The organism is Nocardia iowensis (assembly GCF_019222765.1).
Classification (GTDB): Bacteria; Actinomycetota; Actinomycetes; order Mycobacteriales; family Mycobacteriaceae; genus Nocardia; species Nocardia iowensis.
This window is the reverse complement of record NZ_CP078145.1, coordinates 8,712,375-8,730,205: the sequence shown is the minus strand read 5'-3', so window position 1 is coordinate 8,730,205 and position 17,831 is coordinate 8,712,375. Positions and strand designations below refer to the sequence as shown.

General features: G+C 66.4%; 17 protein-coding genes. 8 read left to right on the top strand and 9 right to left on the bottom strand.

What is annotated here, in order from left to right:
• Positions 1-9: 9 nt before the first annotated feature.
• Complete coding sequence (locus KV110_RS40320; RefSeq protein ID WP_218472338.1) at positions 10-2,076, top strand: PhoX family protein; 2,067 nt, start codon at positions 10-12, stop codon at positions 2,074-2,076.
• A gap of 70 nt (positions 2,077-2,146) precedes the next feature.
• Here KV110_RS40320 and KV110_RS40315 read toward each other — a convergent pair whose 3' ends face one another.
• Both KV110_RS40315 and ggh read right to left on the bottom strand, forming a co-directional pair.
• The gene (locus KV110_RS40315) at positions 2,147-2,881 is read right to left on the bottom strand and encodes a glycoside hydrolase family 25 protein (RefSeq protein WP_218472337.1); all 735 of its coding nucleotides are present in this window, start codon (positions 2,879-2,881) and stop codon (positions 2,147-2,149) included.
• A gap of 113 nt (positions 2,882-2,994) precedes the next feature.
• Positions 2,995-4,332 (bottom strand): glucosylglycerate hydrolase, encoded by a 1,338-nt coding sequence (gene ggh, locus KV110_RS40310; RefSeq protein ID WP_218472336.1) that lies wholly within the window; start codon positions 4,330-4,332, stop codon positions 2,995-2,997.
• Positions 4,333-4,528: 196 nt separating this feature from the next.
• Between ggh and KV110_RS40305 the strand changes: the two genes are divergently transcribed.
• Positions 4,529-5,230: an SDR family oxidoreductase gene (locus tag KV110_RS40305; protein ID WP_218472335.1), complete on the top strand. Its 702-nt coding sequence runs from the start codon at positions 4,529-4,531 to the stop codon at positions 5,228-5,230.
• A gap of 68 nt (positions 5,231-5,298) precedes the next feature.
• Here the strand turns inward: KV110_RS40305 and leuS are convergent, their stop codons facing one another.
• Entirely contained in the window at positions 5,299-8,145 is a 2,847-nt protein-coding gene (leuS, locus tag KV110_RS40300) for a leucine--tRNA ligase (protein ID WP_218472334.1), read from the bottom strand.
• Between the two features lie 341 nt (positions 8,146-8,486).
• Here leuS and KV110_RS40295 point away from each other — a divergent pair, with 341 nt between their 5' ends.
• Positions 8,487-8,894: an SdpI family protein gene (locus KV110_RS40295; protein ID WP_218472333.1), complete on the top strand. Its 408-nt coding sequence runs from the start codon at positions 8,487-8,489 to the stop codon at positions 8,892-8,894.
• A 51-nt stretch (positions 8,895-8,945) separates the two neighbouring features.
• On the opposite strand, the gene KV110_RS40290 is transcribed toward KV110_RS40295, so the two are convergent.
• On the bottom strand, positions 8,946-9,752 hold the full coding sequence (locus KV110_RS40290; protein WP_218472332.1) for an MBL fold metallo-hydrolase: 807 nt from the start codon (positions 9,750-9,752) through the stop codon (positions 8,946-8,948).
• 144 nt (positions 9,753-9,896) lie between these two features.
• Between KV110_RS40290 and KV110_RS40285 the strand changes: the two genes are divergently transcribed.
• Positions 9,897-10,886 (top strand): bile acid:sodium symporter family protein, encoded by a 990-nt coding sequence (locus tag KV110_RS40285; protein ID WP_218472331.1) that lies wholly within the window; start codon positions 9,897-9,899, stop codon positions 10,884-10,886.
• Between the two features lie 83 nt (positions 10,887-10,969).
• Here the strand turns inward: KV110_RS40285 and KV110_RS40280 are convergent, their stop codons facing one another.
• Positions 10,970-11,737: an MspA family porin gene (locus KV110_RS40280; RefSeq protein ID WP_246634851.1), complete on the bottom strand. Its 768-nt coding sequence runs from the start codon at positions 11,735-11,737 to the stop codon at positions 10,970-10,972.
• Positions 11,738-11,944: 207 nt separating this feature from the next.
• On the opposite strand from KV110_RS40280, the gene KV110_RS40275 reads away from it, so the two are divergent.
• The 3 genes from KV110_RS40275 (at position 11,945) to KV110_RS40265 (ending at position 14,336) form a co-directional block, all read left to right on the top strand.
• Positions 11,945-12,460 (top strand): EXLDI protein, encoded by a 516-nt coding sequence (locus KV110_RS40275; RefSeq protein WP_218472329.1) that lies wholly within the window; start codon positions 11,945-11,947, stop codon positions 12,458-12,460.
• Positions 12,461-12,588: 128 nt separating this feature from the next.
• Positions 12,589-13,569, top strand: coding sequence for an ATP-binding cassette domain-containing protein (locus KV110_RS40270; protein ID WP_218472328.1), 981 nt, complete (start codon positions 12,589-12,591; stop codon positions 13,567-13,569).
• Entirely contained in the window at positions 13,566-14,336 is a 771-nt protein-coding gene (locus KV110_RS40265) for an ABC transporter permease (RefSeq protein ID WP_218472327.1), read from the top strand. The genes KV110_RS40270 and KV110_RS40265 overlap by 4 nt, the downstream gene beginning before the upstream one ends.
• A 64-nt stretch (positions 14,337-14,400) precedes the next feature.
• On the opposite strand, the gene KV110_RS40260 is transcribed toward KV110_RS40265, so the two are convergent.
• The 3 genes from KV110_RS40260 to KV110_RS40250 all read right to left on the bottom strand — a co-directional run bounded on the left by KV110_RS40260 (position 14,401) and on the right by KV110_RS40250 (position 16,457).
• A complete protein-coding gene (locus KV110_RS40260) occupies positions 14,401-15,132 on the bottom strand; it encodes an anti-sigma factor family protein (RefSeq protein ID WP_218472326.1) in 732 nt (243 codons plus the stop codon).
• Entirely contained in the window at positions 15,129-15,665 is a 537-nt protein-coding gene (locus KV110_RS40255; RefSeq protein WP_218472325.1) for a sigma-70 family RNA polymerase sigma factor, read from the bottom strand. Before KV110_RS40255 ends, KV110_RS40260 begins: the two co-directional genes overlap by 4 nt.
• Before the next feature lie 147 nt (positions 15,666-15,812).
• Complete coding sequence (locus tag KV110_RS40250) at positions 15,813-16,457, bottom strand: YqgE/AlgH family protein (protein ID WP_218472324.1); 645 nt, start codon at positions 16,455-16,457, stop codon at positions 15,813-15,815.
• Positions 16,458-16,572: 115 nt separating this feature from the next.
• Between KV110_RS40250 and KV110_RS40245 the strand changes: the two genes are divergently transcribed.
• The gene (locus tag KV110_RS40245; protein WP_218472323.1) at positions 16,573-17,334 is read left to right on the top strand and encodes a lysophospholipid acyltransferase family protein; all 762 of its coding nucleotides are present in this window, start codon (positions 16,573-16,575) and stop codon (positions 17,332-17,334) included.
• On the opposite strand, the gene KV110_RS40240 is transcribed toward KV110_RS40245, so the two are convergent.
• On the bottom strand, positions 17,328-17,639 hold the full coding sequence (locus KV110_RS40240) for a GNAT family N-acetyltransferase (RefSeq protein ID WP_218472322.1): 312 nt from the start codon (positions 17,637-17,639) through the stop codon (positions 17,328-17,330). The two genes, KV110_RS40245 and KV110_RS40240, sit on opposite strands and share 7 nt — an antisense overlap.
• Between the last annotated feature and the right edge of the window lie 192 nt (positions 17,640-17,831).

Below are 17,831 nucleotides of genomic sequence, written 5' to 3'. Positions count from 1 at the left end.
CGTTCGGCCGTGAGCCTCAAGCCCCTCGCCCTCTTCGTGAAACACGACGGCCAGTCCGCGCGTGCTTCGGTGACCTGCGAATACAAATGCGCGAACGCCTGCTTCCACGAGGTGCCCAACACCTCTGCCGGTGCGTACTTCGGTGACATCGTCAGCTCCCTGAATCGGCGCGGCCTGATCAAGGGTGGCGCGGCGGCGGTGCTCGCGGTCGGTGCGGGCAGTGTGCTCGCGGCCTGCGGTGACGACGTGGAGAACGCCGGATCGGCCGGGCCGTCGCCGAGCGGCCCGCCCGGAACGGGCACCGACTTCGCCGCGGTCGCGCCGAACAAAGAGGACGCCATCGTGATTCCGGACGGCTACGACCAGTCCGTCGTGATCCGATGGGGTGATCCGCTGTTCGCGGATGCGCCCGCCTTCGACTTCGAAAAGCAATCTGCCGCCGCGCAAGCCAAGCAGTTCGGCTACAACAACGACTTCGCGGCGCTGCTGCCGATCGAGGGCCAGGCGAACGCCTTCCTGCTGGTGGTCAATCACGAATACACCACGGGCCCGCACATGTTCCGCGGCTACGACAAGGAAGCCCCGACCGACGAGCAGATCGCGATCACCCAGGCGGCGCACGGGCTTACCGTGGTCGAGGTGCGCGGCGAGCCGGGCACCGGCAAGCTGACCCCCGCCTTCGGCAAGTACAACCGGCGGATCACCGCGACCACCGAGTTCAAGCTCACCGGTCCGGCCGCGGGCAGCGACCTTGTCAAGACCGCCGCCGATCCGACCGGCACCAAGGTGCTGGGCACTATCGCCAACTGCGCGGGCGGCGTGACCCCGTGGGGCACGGTGCTTTCCGGCGAGGAGAACTTCAACGGCTACTTCGCCAACGCCGACAAGGTGGCCGAAACCGTTGCGACGGCACGGATCAAGCGCTACGGCTTCACCGCGGGCAAGACGCCCAACCACTGGGAGCGCACCGACAAGCGTTTCGATCTGGCGCAAGAACCCAACGAGGCCAACCGCTTCGGCTACGTCGTCGAGGTCGATCCGTGGGATCCCACCTCGACGCCGATCAAGCACACCGCGATGGGTCGGCTCAAGCACGAAGGCGCCACCATCTACGTCACGAAGTCGGGTGACGTCGTCTCCTACACCGGCGACGACGAAAAGTTCGACTACATGTACAAATTCGTATCCACCCGCAAGGTGCAATCGGGCAGCGGTGCGTCGAGCATGCGGCACAATCTGACCATCCTGGACGCGGGCACGCTGTATGTCGCGAAGCTCACCGGCGACCACGCCGACAAGATCGACGGCACCGGCGCCAAGCCCTCGGAACAGGGTTTCACCGGTACCGGCCAATGGATTCCGCTGCTGGAAACCGGTGCGGACGGCAAGGGCAAGTCGCTGGTCGACGGCATGAGCGCGGAAGAGGTCGCGGTGTTCACCCGGCTGGCCGCCGACAAGGTCGGCGCCACCAAGATGGACCGCCCGGAGGACTTCGAGGCCAACCCGTACACCGGCAAGGTGTATGTCGCGCTGACCAACAACGACAACCGCGGCAAGGACGGCAAGCAGGGCCCGGACGAGGCGAATCCGCGCAACCTGAACAAGAACGGCCAGATCCTGGAGATCGACGACGACCACACCGGCACCGAATTCACCTGGTCGCTGCTGCTGGTCTGCGGCGACCCGAATGCCGCCGACACCTACTTCGCCGGCTTCGACAAGTCGAAGGTCAGCCCGATCTCCTGCCCGGACAACCTGGCCTTCGATCCGTACGGCAACCTGTGGATCTCCACCGACGGCAATGCCATGAAGTCGAACGACGGCCTGTTCTCGGTGGTGCTCGACGGCGCGAATCGTGGCGCGACCAAGCAGTTCCTGACGGTGCCGCGCGGCGCCGAGACCTGTGGCCCGGTGGTCACCGAGTCGCGCGTTCTGGTGTGCGTGCAGCATCCTGGTGAGGCCGACGACGCCACGCCGGACAATCCGTTGTCCCACTGGCCCGACGGTGGCACCGCACAGCCAAGGCCCTCGGTCGCGGTCGTGTGGAAGAAGAACGGCGGCCGGATCGGCGCGTAGCGCGCCCCGCCCGTCCCGCGAAACCGCCACTGAACCTGCAGGAGTGGCGGTTTCGCGGTTTTTCCGGATCCTACATATTGGCGAAGCGTGCGAAATCGCCTTGGGCGCCGCTGTATACGTTCAAGTCGGTTGGCCCCGCGATGCCGTCGATGCCACCGCTGTCAGTGGTCTGCCAGAACGTCCAGGTCGGCCAGCCACCCGGCACCTCGGGGGCCTCGTTGCCCCGATAGTCGGCGATCCACAGCGGATATCGGGTGAACTCGTCGGTGTCGGCCATCGCCGTCCGCCAGAAATGCGGATAGGTGTAGACGATCGGGACCCGTCCGGTCAGCGCCTGCACGGTGTTCAGATACCGGCGCGTCCAGTCGATCAGTGCGGCGGGCGGCAGTCCGCCGGTGGTCTCCAGATCGAGCACCGGCGGCAGATCCAGCGCCCCGTTCTGGCCGAGCACCACCGTGGCGTACAGCGCGGCTTGCGGTTCCGGCGGCAGGTTCGGTCGTGCGTAGTGGTAGGTCCCTCGGGCAACGCCCGCCGCCCGCATCAGCAGGCTGTCCGGCACGAAGTACGGGTTGATGTAGCTGATGCCCTCGGTGGCTTTCACCATGGCGAACTCATGACCCGAGCGTCGCACCGCGAACCAGTCGATTAGTCGCCCGTCGATGTGCTGCCAGGACGAGACGTCAGGTCCGGTCGGTGCGGCCGCGGCGGTCGGCGACAAGGTTGCCGTGAGGATGCCCGAAAGGGCGATCAGGGACAGCGCCGTACCGCGGCGACGGATGGTCGAGCTCGAACGAGGGTTGTCCATGGCGTTCGACGATAGCCATTTGTTCTTACTGTGACCAGTGTTGCGGAAGAGGCAGTTGCGCAACGTTTACTTGAACGCGGAGCCGACGTGCCGCAAACCGCTGGTTCGCGTGCTCAGCCGAGCCAGTCGAGCACCGACGCGGCCGTCCACGACTGCTGCATGCTGCCGAGCGGTTCTCCGGTGAACGGCTCGTAATACTCGGCGAAGCTGCCGTCGCTGGCCTGGCGCAAGCCCTCGGCGCGCAGCATGAACGAGCGCTCCGCCCAACCGCGCCTGGCGAACACCCAGGAGAACAGCCAGCTCATCACCGGCCACACCGGGCCACGCCAGTACTCGCGGGAACGGAAGTCCCGCGATACCGGCGAGGTCGACGGCGGCAGCGCGTAGCGCAGATCCGGATGCCCACAGAAGCGCGGCCCCTCGAAGGTGCGCAGCAGGCTGCGTTCGGTGTCGCGCGGCAGCCCGCCACACAGCAGCGGTGCGAACATCGACAGCGTCTCGGTGCCGATCCAGCGCTGCAACCGCACGTCGAAGTCTCTGGCCGCGCCGGAGCGGGCATCGGTGGTCGCGACGACGCCCGCTCGGAACCGGTCGGCCCACGCGTACAGGTCGCGGACGTCGGCGTGCGGTTGCTTGTACTCCTCGCCGATATTCGCGAGCACCTCGCAGGCCAGCGCGAAGATCCCGGTGACGAACACGTCCTCGACGGCGAAGCTCATCGTCGAGGCCAGCTGGTAGTCGTCGTAGCCTGCCCGGCGCATCTGCTCGACCAGCCACAGGTAGCGGTCGTATTCGCGGTCGCTGGGTCGCTGGGTCGGATCGGCGACCACCAGCACGTCCTCGCGGCGATACGGCGGCAGATCGCCAGGGACCACGTTGTCGTAGGCACGGTCCCAGCGCGGCGAGTTGTCCATGCCGGATTCCCAGCCGTGGTACAGCGTGATCCGCCCGGTTTCCTTGGGGTCGCGGGCGTGCGCCAGCCAGCGATGCCAGCGCACCAGGTCCGGCCAGCGGCGGTTCAGGAATTCCTCGGCGACCGCGCGGGTGCTGCGGCCGTGTCTGCGCGAGTGATCGAGGATGCGCTGCACCGCGATGGCGTGCACCGGCGGCTGGGTGATACCGGAGGTGTCCGGGCCGTCGGGCGCGTTGGCGGCCAGCTTGCGGCACTCCCACCGGGCCGGGCCGGGAAAATAGCCGTCGACGCCGTTGGCGAAGACGATGTGCGGGATCATCCCGTTCTTCCACTGCGCGGACAGCAATGTGTCCAGCTCGATCACGGCACGTTCCACGCTCAACGGGGCCAGCCCGACCGCGACGAACGCGGCATCCCAGCTCCACATGTGCGGATACAGTCGCGGCGCGGCGCTGGTCATCGTGCCCAGGTCGTTGCCGCGCAGCAGGTAGGCGGCGCGGGCCGCGAGCTGTGTCGGGGTGAAACCCGGGTGTGCCATCCCCCTATTCTGCGATGCCACCCGCAAGTACGCCCGCTCGGCGGTGTCCGACTCGGCCTCGTCCCACCCGCCGGTGGCGGGCTCGTGCTCGGCGGTTCTCACTCTCGAATGCCCCGTCCGTAATTCGCTGCTCGAGATTCCACTATCGATGTATGCGTGCATCGCTCCGCTTTCGCAGGCTATTACGGTGGGGCTCATGACCAATGCCGTGACCAGCTCTCCGAAGCCGACCGCGCTGATCACCGGTGCCAGCCGCGGGCTCGGCGCCGCCATCGCCCGCGAGCTCGCGCCGTCGCACGAGCTGCTGCTCGGCGCCAGGTCCGCCGACTCGCTGCGCGACATCCTGAAGGAGCTGCCCGACGCGACCGGCTGGCCGGTCCCGCTGACCGACTATGCGGCGGTGGCGGCGGCCGCCCAGTCGATCCGGCGGCTGGACGTGTTGGTGCACAACGCGGGCGTCCAGGATATCGGCAGCATCGCCGAGTCGACCGTCGACCAGTGGCGAAACACATTGGAGGCCAACCTGATCGCGGTCGTCGAGCTGACCAGGCTGCTGCTGCCCGCGTTGCGTGCGGCGGACGGCCATGTGGTGCTGATCAATTCGGGCGCCGGGCTGCGCGCCAATGCGGGCTGGGCGTCGTACGCCGCGAGCAAGTTCGGGTTGCGTGCCTTCGGCGACGCACTGCGGCTGGAAGAGCCGACGCTGCGGGTGACCTCGATCCATCCCGGCCGCATCGACACCGACATGCAGCGCGAGATCATCGCCCATGAGGGACGCGAATACCGACCGGAGGAGTTCCTTCGAGCGGAGACTGTCGCGGGGGCGGTACGCAACGCCGTCGAGACGCCACGGGACGGGCATCCGACGGAGATCGTGCTTCGCCCGGTGTCGGGCTAGGGCAGCCGCTTTGATCGAAGACGCCCTGCACACCGTCTCACCGGGTGCAGGGCGTCTTCGGACGGGGACTACGCGACGATGTTGACGAGTCGGCCGGGGACGACGATCAGCTTGCGCGGGGCGGCCCCGCCCAGCAGTGCCGCGATCTTCTCATCGGCCAATGCGGCCGCCTCGATCGCGGCGTTGTCGGCGTCGGCGGGCACCTGAATTCGGCTGCGCACCTTGCCGTTCACCTGGATCGGGTACTCGACCGACTCGTCCACCAGCAGCGCGGGATCGGCCACCGGGAACGGGCCGTGTGCCAGGGATTCGGTGTGGCCCAGGCGTTCCCACATCTCCTCGGTGATGTGCGGGGACAGCGGCGCCAGCATCAGCACCAGCGGCTCCACCACCGAACGCGGCGCGCCGTCGGGGTAGGTCTTGGTGAGGTGGTTGGTCAGCTCGATGAGCTTCGCGCCCGCCGTATTGTCGCGCAGCGCCGCGAAATCCTCGTCCACACCGGCGATCGTCTTGTGCAGCAACCGCAAGGTCTCCTGCGATGGGGCCGCTTCGGTGACCCGCAACTCGCCGGTCTCCTCGTCGACCACCAGACGCCAGATCCGTTGCAGGAACCGGTGTGCGCCGACCACATCCTTGGTCGCCCACGGACGCGAGGAGTCGAGGGGACCCATCGCCATCTCGTAGAACCGGAACGTATCGGCGCCGTACAGGTCGTACATCTCGTCCGGCGAGACCGCGTTCTTCAGCGACTTTCCGATCTTGCCGTACTCCTGGAACACCTCCAGCTCGGTGCCGGTGGTGTCGGTCCAGAAGAACTTGCCGTCCCGCTCCACCACCTCGGCAGCGGGCACGTAAGCGCCGCGCGCGTCGGTGTAGGCGTAGGCCTGGATGTAGCCCTGGTTGAACAGGCGCCGGTACGGCTCGTACCCCGACACGTCGCCGAGGTCGAACAGCACCTTCTGCCAGAACCGCGCGTACAGCAGGTGCAGTACCGCGTGCTCGATGCCGCCGATGTACAGGTCGACGCCGCCGGGATCGTCCTGACCGTGTTCGGCGGTGCGTGGGCCGAGCCAGTACTCCTCGTTCTCCTTGGCGCAGAACGTTTCCGAGTTCGTCGGGTCGACGTAGCGGATCTGATACCAGGAGCTGCCCGCCCAGTTCGGCATGACATTGGTGTCGCGGCGGTACTTCTTCGGTCCGTCGCCCAGATCCAGCTCGACGTGCACCCAGTCGGTGGCCTTGGCCAGCGGCGGCGACGGCTCGGAGTCCGCGTCGTCCGGATCGAAGGTCACCGGGGCGAAGTCGTCCATCTCCGGAAGCCGCACCGGCAGCATGGATTCCGGCAGTGCGTGCGGCGCGCCGTCCTCGTCGTAGACGATCGGGAACGGCTCGCCCCAGTAGCGCTGGCGGGCGAACAGCCAGTCGCGCAGCTTGTACTGGATGGTGCCCTTGCCGTGGCCGTCGGCCTCCAGCCTGGCGGTCACCGTCGCCTTGGCCTCCTCGACCGACAGCCCGTCCAGGTAACCGGAGTTCACGATCGGGCCGTCGCCGTTGTAGGCCGCGACACTGAGATCGCCGCCCGCCACGACCTCCTTGATCGGCAAGCCGAACGCGGTGGCGAAATCCCAGTCGCGCTGGTCGTGACCAGGCACCGCCATGATCGCGCCGGTACCGTAGCCGCTCAGCACGTAGTCGGCGATGAAGATCGGCGTCGACTCGCCGTTCACCGGGTTGATCGCGTAGGTGCCGAGGAAGACGCCGGACTTCTCCTTGTTCTCCTGGCGTTCCAGATCCGACTTGGCCGCGATCGACTTGCGGTAGGCCGCAACGGCCTCCGCCGGGGTGGCGGCGCCTTCGTTGGTCCACCGGGGATCGGTGCCTTCGGGCCATCCGGCCGCGGTCAGCTTGTCGACCAGCTCGTGCTCGGGAGCCAGCACGACATAGGTTGCGCCGAAGAGGGTGTCGGGCCGGGTCGTGAAGACCTCGATTTGCTCACCGTCGGCGTCGAACTTGACCTGCGCACCGCGGGAGCGCCCGATCCAGTTGCGCTGCATGGCCTTCACGTTGTCCGGCCAGTCCAGGTGATCGAGATCGTCGACCAGCCGATCGGCGTAGGCGGTGATGCGCATCATCCACTGCCACAACCGCTTACGGAACACCGGGAAATTGCCGCGCTCACTGCGGCCTTCGGCGGTGACCTCCTCGTTGGACAGCACCGTGCCGAGGCCGGGGCACCAGTTGACCATCGAATCGGTCTGGTACACCAGGCGATACGAGTCCACCACGGCCGCCCGCTGCGCGGCGGTCATCGTCGCCCAATCCTGCCCATCGGGGGCGGGCCGGGCACCGGTGGCGAACTGCTCTTCCAGTTCGCTGATCGGGCGGGCCCGATCCAGTTCCTGGTCGTACCACGCGTTGTAGATCCGCAGGAAAATCCACTGGGTCCAGCGGTAGTACTCGGGATCGGTGGTCGCGAACGAGCGGCGCCGGTCATGCCCGAGGCCAAGCCGATCGAGCTGGCGCTGCATGGTCGCGATGTTCGCCTCGGTGGTGTCGCGCGGGTGCGCACCCGTCTGCACCGCGTACTGCTCGGCGGGCAGGCCGAACGCGTCGTAGCCGAGCGCGTGCAGCACGTTGCGGCCGTGCATCCGGTGGTAGCGCGCGAACACGTCGGTGGCGATGTAGCCGAGCGGATGCCCGACATGCAGACCGGCACCGGACGGGTACGGGAACATGTCTTGCACGAACAGCTTGTCCGCGGGCGTGGCACCGGCCAGCGGACCGACCGGATTCGGCGCGTGAAAGGTTCCGCGCTCCCCCCACGTCTGCTGCCACCGGCGTTCGATGCGGCCCGCGAGCTCCGCGTTGTACCGATGCTCCGGTACATCGCTTTCGGTTGCACGAGTGTCCTGCACGGCCCTGCCTTCTTGTTATCGCCGATCCCCGACAAACTTCGTCTATCAGGGTAGAACGTGTGCACCGCAGTACTGAAAATCGGGCTGTGCTGACTCCGTCGGCGCGTCCGCGTCCGGGGTTACCCACCCGTCGGGACGGGACTGCGCCGCATCCCCTTCCGATTACTCGCGGGTTGTCGTTCCCATCCGAGCGGTCCCAACAGTGCGTTTGGTTGCTACACCTCGGGCCGGGTGCTGCCCAGTGTGGAAAGCGCTCGTCCGGGGTGGTGCCATGCCGAATGCTGAGCGATTGCGGGGGAGTGGCCAGCGGGTGGCGGACACCGATGCGCTAGCCTGCATGAGTGTTCGTCGTCGCTCTCGTCCTGTTCGTGCTGGCCCTCGTAGCCATCGCAACCGGCGCACTCGGGCTGATCGGCAGGCTGCCGCGCAACCGCTTCGTCGGCGTGCACACCGAGGCCGCCCTTTCCGATGACGAGACCTTCCGCATCGCGAATCGCGTCGCCGCCCCCACCTCGCTGGCGGCCGGGGCGCTGCTGTTCGCCGGTGGTCTCGTCGCCCTCGCCGCGAGCGGCATCGTCGTCTTCCTCGTCGCCGCGGGCGCGGGCGTCATCGCCCTGTTCACCCTCGGCGCCGGCGCCAACGCCGCCGCCTCGACAGCGGCAGCCATCGCCCCGCCCGCCGAAGTCGGCGGCTGCGGCAGCGCTTGCGGCGCCTGCTCCCTCCGCGACGCCTGCCAGCCCGCGACCTAGCCCGAGTCCGAACGGGGCTTTCGCGGACCATCGGCGTGAACGGCTCGAAGCTCAGTCTGCGACTGCTACCTCGGTGGCTGCGAGGTCGAGGGATTCGCCAGGGGCGAGCACGGTGAGCCCGACTCCTGCTTCCGCCGCTGCGGCGCGGAACTTGACCAACGACTGATCGATCTCCACGTAGTACGGCGGTCGGTCGAGGCCGAAGTGTATGGGGACGACCGTGCGGGCGCCGAGTATGTTCCCCGCCAGCACCGCCTGTTCCGGCGTGAGTACAGCGGGCAGCGGACTTCCTGGTTGCAGGTGTGGAAAATTCACTGCCGCACCGTTTATCGGCAGAAACGCGGCATCGAAGGGGCCACAGCGGCGGGCGATCAACCACCACAGACCGTGGAAAATGGTGTCACCGCCGTGGAAGATGCGATGCCCGCCCGCGCTGACTACCCAGTTCACCTGCGGGTCGCCGAGTCCATCGACGGCGGGAACCGCGGTCACCTCGAAGGGTCCGATCGTGGTGGTTTCCCATTCGGACATCACCCGCGTCGTGAGCGAGCTTGCGGCAAAACCGCTTTCGGCCTCGGCGGTCCACACGACATCATCACCCGTGCCCACCATCGGTGCGGGACGGAGCACGATGCCGTCCGGTGCCAGGATGCGGTTCAGTCCCGGCGGGTCGGCGTGATCGAGGTGCAAGTGGGTGACCAGCGCGGCCAGCGCGGTATTCGGCTGCCGCGGTGCGGTCAACGCGTCGTCCGGCAGCAAACTGCGCAGTGGCTCGCTGTCCTGCACGGCATCGATCACCAGTGTGGCGTTGTCGAATTCGACTTCCACACCTGCCCAGCCCAGTCGGCGGATCTTCATCGTCGTCCCTTCGTCGCGCTGTGTGCGCTACCAACTATACGGACGAACGTTCGTGTTTATCCAGTAGGCGGAGCGGGCACGCGATGTGACCAAGTACGTATTTTTCGGTTCCATATGGGAACAGCCCCGGCGTTAGCGTGTGGTGTGCGATTCCTCAGCAAGTTCTATATCGACGGCTTCATCCTGTCGATCCTCGCTACAGTTGCTCTGGCCAGCGTCTTTCCCGCAAAAGGCACGGCCGCCGACGTAGTTGATGTGCTGACGAAGATTGCCATCGCATTGCTCTTCTTGCTCTACGGCACGCGGCTCTCCCCGAAGGAGGCACTGGCCGGGCTCACCCACTGGCGGCTGCACATCATCGTGCTGGCCAGTACCTTCGTGCTGTTCCCGTTGCTCGGACTGGCGGCGCGGTTGCTGGCGCCGAGCGTGCTGACCGACGACCTGTACACCGGGCTGTTGTTCCTGTGCCTGGTGCCGTCGACCGTGCAGTCGTCGATCGCGTTCACCTCGATCGCGAAAGGCAATGTGCCCGGTGCGATCGTGAGCGCGACGGCGTCGAATTTGCTCGGCGTCTTCGTCACTCCGCTGCTGGTCATCCTGTTGATGAACACCACGGGCCAGGCCAGCGTCGACTTCTCTTCGGTCGGTGACATCGTGTTGCAGTTGCTGGTGCCCTTCGCGATCGGGCAACTGATCCGGCCGAAGGTCATCGGCTGGCTGCGCCGGTACGCGGAGCCGACCAAGCTGGTCGATCGCGGCTCGATCCTGCTCGTCGTCTACAGCGCGTTCAGCGCGGGCATGGTGGAGGGCATCTGGCACATGCTCTCGCCCTGGCGGATTCTCGCGCTGGCCGGCGTGTGCTGCGTGCTGCTCGCACTTGTTATCACCGCGACCATGGTGACCGGCCGGGTTCTCGGCTTTTCCCGGGAAGACCGGATCGTCATCGTGTTCTGTGGCTCCAAGAAGAGTCTTGCCACCGGACTACCCATGGCGACAGTGCTTTTCGCGAGCCAGCCGGTCGGCCTGATCGTGCTGCCATTGATGATCTTCCACCAGATCCAGCTGATCGTCTGCGCCGGGCTGGCCCAGCGGTGGGCCAAGACCGCGGAACCCGACCAATTAGTCGCCAGCTGAAGGTCTTTCGCGTAGCGTCGCCAGCGGGTCGATGTATTCGGCGGCCCGACGAACTCGACGTACGCCTCGTCCGAGTTTGCCGCTTACAGCGCGATCGGATCGCTGTAGACGGCATCCGTGGTCTGGCCCGCGCCGGTGACCAGGGTGAATTTCACGAAGGTCCGAATGGTGACCGGTCCGAGCGCCCCCGTGACGGTCAGGTGGGTGTTGGACAGATCGGCGTAGGCGAGCGGCTGGGTCAGGGTGAACTTGGCCAGCGTCGTTTCGGTGATGCCGCCGTGCCCGACCTGAAAAGACAACTGCTGCGACGGCAGGATCGTCGCCTGCGCGCCCAATTCCGCGCCGAGCTGAGCCTGCAACGGGAATTCGACCTGGGCGCCCGGCACGGGGGCGATATTGATCTGCGGCGTCACACCGGCCGAGATCTGCGGCTTCACCGCACCGGTGACCGAGACGGACGGCGAATTGAGCGTGACGGTGATGCCGTTCGGCGCGAAGGCCACCGGATAGCCGACCTCGTAGCCCACCTCCATCACCGCGCCCGCCACTCTGGCGCCCGCGGGTCCGTCGACCTGGCCGATGCCGATGCCGGACAGGAACGCCTCGCGGCTGAACGGGCTGCCGTCCAACGGCGGGATGACGCGCGCGTTGGTATTCGCCTCGGTGGTCATGATGGCGTAGCCGTCCAGGGTCGGTTTGACCTCCTGGTGACCGATCCGGACACCCAGTGCGGCCGGATCGACGAACTCCGCCGACGCGGGGGCAGCCGTGCTCAGCAGCAGGATCAACGCGATAGGGCAACTTCCGAGCAGTGCTCGGGCGGGTAGCTTCCGCTTGGCGTTCGGAGACATCACTACAGCACCTCTTTGCTACTTACCGCTGATATCGGGGTACCGGCTGGCGACCCTGCCACTCGGTCCTGAGCTCAGACGGCGTCGGCTGAGTGCATCTCAGTGAATAATCAGCAACCTACAAGACGGCGCTTCTGAATGGAAGCATTCTCCGCAGACTCGAGCGCGGCGCTTGCGTGTACGTATACATCTACGTATAGTCGTGTCATGCCCAACAAGACGATCTATGTTGCCGATGACGATCTGCCGCTGTTCCAGCGGGCCCAGGAACTGGTTGGCGGCAATCTGTCCGGGGCGGTGACCACGGCGCTGCGCCGATTCATCGAGTTGGAGGAGGGTCGCCAAGAGGGCTACGACGAGGTCGTGGTCCGTGTCGGGCACAACGGTGTCCGGCAGGTGCGGTTCTCCGGCGCGTTGCTCGGCGAATGGCACGACGTCAACGACGAGCGGATGGAAAACGTCCGGGTGTATCGCAGCCGCAAAGGCAAGTTCGTGATGCACGCCCAGTACGCCAAGTGGGACGAATATCCGCAATCCGCCAACTGGCTCAACGATTTGAAGAACTGGCGGCGCATGCTCGGCGTCGGTGAGGAGGACTGGGGCGATTTCATCCTGGAGATCGTGGACTCCATCGACGAATTGAAAGACAAGCTTCCATCGAAGCTGTACGAGCGGGTGGCCGATATCGCGAAACATCCCCAGGTCGAGGACCTCGACATCTAACCGAATTCGGTTACCGCACAGCTGAATAGCAACTACTCGACACCTACCGCCGCACCGGGACACCGGGAGCGGTGCAGATCAGTCATGCGCGCATGCGCATTCCCTTATGTAATTCTGAAAGGACAGCCATGGTCAACGGCCATCGCGCACCCGCCATTTCGGCACTGGGCCTGCGCAAATCATTCGGCGAGAAGGTGGTGCTCGACGGCATCGATATCACCGTCCCCGAAGGCACGGTCTATTCGCTGCTCGGCCCGAACGGCGCGGGCAAGACCACCACCGTGCAGATCCTGAGCACACTCATCCACGCCGACGGTGGCCAAAGCCGGGTCGGCGGACATGATGTCGAGGCAGAACGCGATGCCGTCCGCGCGGCAATCGGTGTCACCGGCCAATTCTCCGCGGTCGACGAATTGCTCACCGGCCGGGAGAACCTGATCCTGATGGGCGACCTGCAGCACCTGCCGCGGCGCGAAACCAAAAGGCTGGCAGCGGATCTGCTGGAACGATTCGATCTCGTCGAGGCCGCCGACAAGCCCGCGTCCACCTACTCCGGCGGCATGACCCGGCGGCTGGACCTGGCGATGACCCTGGTCGGCGATCCGCGCATCATCTTTCTCGACGAGCCGACCACCGGCCTCGATCCGCGCAGCAGGCGGGCTATCTGGGAGCTCATCCGCGGGCTGGTCGACGACTACAACGTGACCGTCTTCCTCACCACCCAGTATCTGGAGGAGGCCGATCAGCTGGCCGACCGCATCGCGGTGCTCGATCACGGCCGGATCGTCGCGGAAGGCACCGCGGCCGAACTGAAACGGCTGGTGCCAGGCGGGCATATCCGATTGCAGTTCACCGACCGCAACGCCTTGTTCGCCGCGTCCGCCGTGCTCGGCGTCGCCGCCCAGGTGGTCGACGACGCCGACATCGACGAAGACCTGACTCTCGCGGTGCCGAGCGACGGCAGCGTGAAATCGCTACGGGCCCTGCTCGATCGACTCGACTACGAGCAGATCGAGGTCGACGGTCTCGCCGTGCACACGCCCAACCTCGACGACGTCTTCCTCACCCTCACCGGCCAGCCGACTCCCGAAAAGGAAACCGTGTCATGAGTACTGTGTCCTATGCCCTTGCCGACTCGGCAACTATGTTGCGGCGCAATCTGACTCACGCGAAGCGATATCCGAGCATGAGTATCGGCGTCATTGTGATGCCGACCGTCCTACTGCTGATCTTCAAGTTCGTCTTCGGTGGCGCACTCGAAAAGTCCTCCGGCGGAAACTACATCGACTACCTCGCGCCCGGCATGCTGCTGATGGTTCCCGCCTACATCACGGCGTCGGTGGCGGTGTCGATCGCGAACGATGCTGCCAAAGGCATCGTGAATCGGTTCCGCACCATGGGCATCACGCAGTCGTCGATGCTGACCGGGCACGTGGTCGGCGCGCTGCTCCAAGCGCTGGGTGGCATCGTGCTGATGGCCGCGGTCTCGCTGCTCATCGGTTGGCGTCCCGATGCCAATGTCGTCGAATGGATTGCCGCGTTCGGTCTGCTCACCTTCACCATCTTCGGACTGAACTGGCTTGCGGTCGCCTTGGGCCTGCTGTCGCCGAACCCGGAGGGCGCGAGCAACATCGTCTTCCCGATCATCATGCTGCCGTTCCTCGGCAGTGGTCTGGTCGGCACCGACACCATGCCGGTCGGGCTGCGCCAATTCGCCGAGTATCAGCCGTTCACCCCGATCACCGAGACCGTCCGCGGCCTGCTGATGGGCACCGAGATCGGCAACAACGGCATCCTCGCGCTCGCCTGGTGCACCGGCCTGACGATCGTCGGATTCTTCTGGGCCAACTCGATTTTCCGTCGCCAGACGGCCTGATCACGAGCGCACGATGAGGGGTATCGATCCCCCCGCCGACTCCGGTGGGGGGATCGTTGCGTCGTCAGACCGTGCCCGACAGCAGCGTCTCACCCGTCGACGCCAATCGGATCTCGACGGCCCGAATCTGATCCGGCGCCTTATCGATGGTCCGATCGATCGTCAGCTCGGTGCCAGGCCCGGCCGGCCACTGATCGAGCTCGGTCTGGCTGCCATCGGTGCCGAGGACGAACAACTTCAGATTCCAGCTGTACTGCTGGTTGCTCGGTCCGTAGCTGCACGACATGACGATCCGTGTCTTACCCTCGGCCCGAACGACTTTGAAACTCGCGGTGACGGGGTTCGGCTTCAGCGGTTGCATGCCGCGTTCCGCGACAACCTGTTCGGGGGTCGTGGTGTCGGACGAGGTGACCGTGGCGACCACCGGAACCGCGATCGCCACGGCGGCAGCGGCCGCCGCCACCGCCGCACCGATGCTCACCCATCTGCTCCGTCGCCTGCGCTGCTCCGCCGCCGCGGCGAGTCTCGGCAGCAACTGCGGTACCGGCGGATTCGCCGCGACCGGGGCCGAGCCGAGTTCTGCCGCAACGGCTTCCGACGGCTCGATCATCGCGAGCGCGGTCTCGGGGTCGACCATGGCGAGCATGCCCGGCATCCCGGCCAACTCGGCGACGGCGGCCCGGCAGGCGGGGCAGCCGGTCAAATGCTCTTCGTACGCACGGCGTTCGGTCCGGGTCAGGGAGCCGAGCACGTACGGCGCATCCCACGTGGTGTAGTCGTCGGTGATATCCGTCATTGGTTCGTCACCCCCATCTCCTGTAGTGCCAGCCGTAGCGCCCGCATGCCGTAGTGCATCCGGGATTTCACCGTTCCCGCCGGGATGTCGAGTTCCGCGGCGATCTGGTGGGTGGAAAGGCCCCGATAGTAGGCCCGCACGATCACCTCGCGGTGATCGGCGCTGAGCCTGCCCAACGCGTCCGCGATCAGCCAGCCGTCCAAGGCGCGATCGGCCTGGTCGGGCGCGGCCTGGTCGGGCGGGCTGTCGGTGCGGAACTCGCGCCGGTTCCGGGCGCTGCGATGCTCATCCACGGCGAGATGGCGCGCCACCGTGAACAGCCACGCACGCGCCGACGTCGTGGACTGATCCAGCACGTTCGGGCGTTGCCACGCCCGCAGCAACGTCTCCTGCACGATGTCCTCGGCCCGTCCCGGGTCGCGCACCAAACCGAGCGTGTACCGCCATAAAGCGGCGGCGTGTTCGTCGTACAGAACCCGGAGCAACTCGGCTTGGTCGTCGGGTTTGTCCGCCTCTCCGAGTACTTTGCGCACAAGTGGGTGCCTCCGGACTTGCGTTGCGGGCCGGCGGGCGGTCACCGGGCCGGGTTCTGGGCGTACCCGATGAGTTACCCATGTTTTCGCCAGATCGGTTGTCCCGTTGCCATGGCTTTCATTCAGGTGTCCGAGGAGTACACGTCTTCAGTTGCGCTCTAGTTCAATGGGATGGGTGGCCAGCAGCGAAAGGGGGAGGGGTTGGCGGCGCAGGACGTGCGCCCAGAGGTCGGCGCGGCCGGTGCTGATCGGGTCGGACGGCAACGCGGAGAGCACGATCCAGTCGTCGTTCTCCAGTTCGCCCTCCAATTGCCCGAAGGTCCAGCCCGCATAACCCGCGAAAATGCGGACGCCCTCGACCAGTCGCCCGATCTCTTCCGGATCGGCGTCCAGGTCGACGAGCACCACCCGGCCATCGATCCGGCGCAGGCCGGGGACGCCGTCGATGGTCGCGCCGACGCGCACGGTGCCGAGGCACAGCGCCGCGTCCCGCTTGACCGGTCCGCCGATGAACAGGGTGCGCGGTGCGGCGGCCACTTCGGTCCAGCGGGGGAGCACGTCGTGCACCGCGGTATCGCTCGGCCGGTTGAGCACCACGCCGAGGCTGCCCGCCTCGTTGTGCTCGATGATGTAGACAACGGTGCGCCGGAAGGTCGGTTCGGCCAGTTCGGTCGCCGACACCAGCAGGGTGCCGGCGCGCACCACCTGCTCGCCGTGCCGGAAATCGCGCCGCTTGCGGTCGCCGTGCCCGCCGCGAGTTTTCCGATCATCCGGGTCGTCTGCGCGTGCCACTCGGACATCATCGCAGTTGTTTCGCCGATATGCGCTTCCGCAGCCGAGTTCAGTGCCCTGAATTTTGCCTCGGGGGCCGGTGCTGGGCACTTGCGGGCGTCGTAGAGTCCGTGTCATGGAACCGCCCGAGGTGCGCCTCGAGAACAGCGACACCGTGTACGACTTCTATCTCGAGCATCGCCAGAATCGGCTGAAAGCCTGGGGTGCATACGCCATCCTGGGCCGTCGTTACCATCCACGGGTCTCCTACGCCGCTGGCGCGCTCGCGGGTTTGCGTGCGGCGATCCGGCAGCGGCGACCGCTGTTGATCTCGATCAATCATCTTTCCGAGAACGATCCGTATACGGTCGCGGCGGCGGCGTGGCGCAGCGCGCTACGACCGGTCATCGGCCGGGTGCGGGTGCTGGCCAAGGACGAATTGTTCGAAGAGCCCGAACAGCGCCGCAAGATCGACATGATGGGCGGAATTCCGGTGTTCCGCGGCAAGGACCACGGGATTCGCGCGGTCAACGCGGCGGGCCAGCGAATGATGGACATCTGCGCGCAGCGGATGGCGCGCGGCGACGGTGTGGCGGTATTTCCCGAGGGCACCTGCAACGACATCGACCCGGCCCAGGTGCAGCCGGTGGGGAGCGGCATCGGGCACATCGCCTTTCGCGCGATGAAACTCGGCGTCGAGCCGGTGCTGGTGTCCATGGGCCTGAGTTACGGGCCGCGCGCCGATCCGGCAGTGCAGCCGACCAAGGAGGAGGCGAAGTCGGCCAGCTTCTATTTCGGCGTGCCGATCACCGAGCTGCCCACCCGGCCCGGTGACATCGCGCGACTGGCCAGAGCCGATCTGCAGCAGGCGTTGAACGGGGCGGTCGCCGCTTACTGAGGCAGGTTCAGGGTGTCGCGCGCCCAATGCGGCACCATCACCAGGTATTCCGGCCTGGTCTCGATGAAGTGGTGCACCATCGGACACATCGGCAGCGCACCGAGCTTGTCTCCGGCGGTGTTGTTCAGCGCCGCCTCGACCAGCACGCGGCCGTAGCCCTGGCCCTCGTAGCGCGGGTAGATCTCGGTGTGCACGAACGCGCGTTCGGACTGCGTGTCCTGGTATTCGACGTATCCGGCATTCGCACCGTCGACATAGAGCTCGAAGCGTTCCAGTGCGGTGTTGATACGGACCTCCGACGACATGGCTCGACGCTACCCCCGTGCGACGTCATCCGTGCATTCTGCAACGCGTGCCGCCGCAACCACTGCGGCCCATCGGCGGTCCGCCGTCGGCAGCGCGCCCTGGTGCCTGACCGGCGGAATCGGTCGCTCGACTTGTCTGTCGCTCGCGACCTGCGCAGAATGCACATGATCGGGGTCGCGCACGGGTGCGTG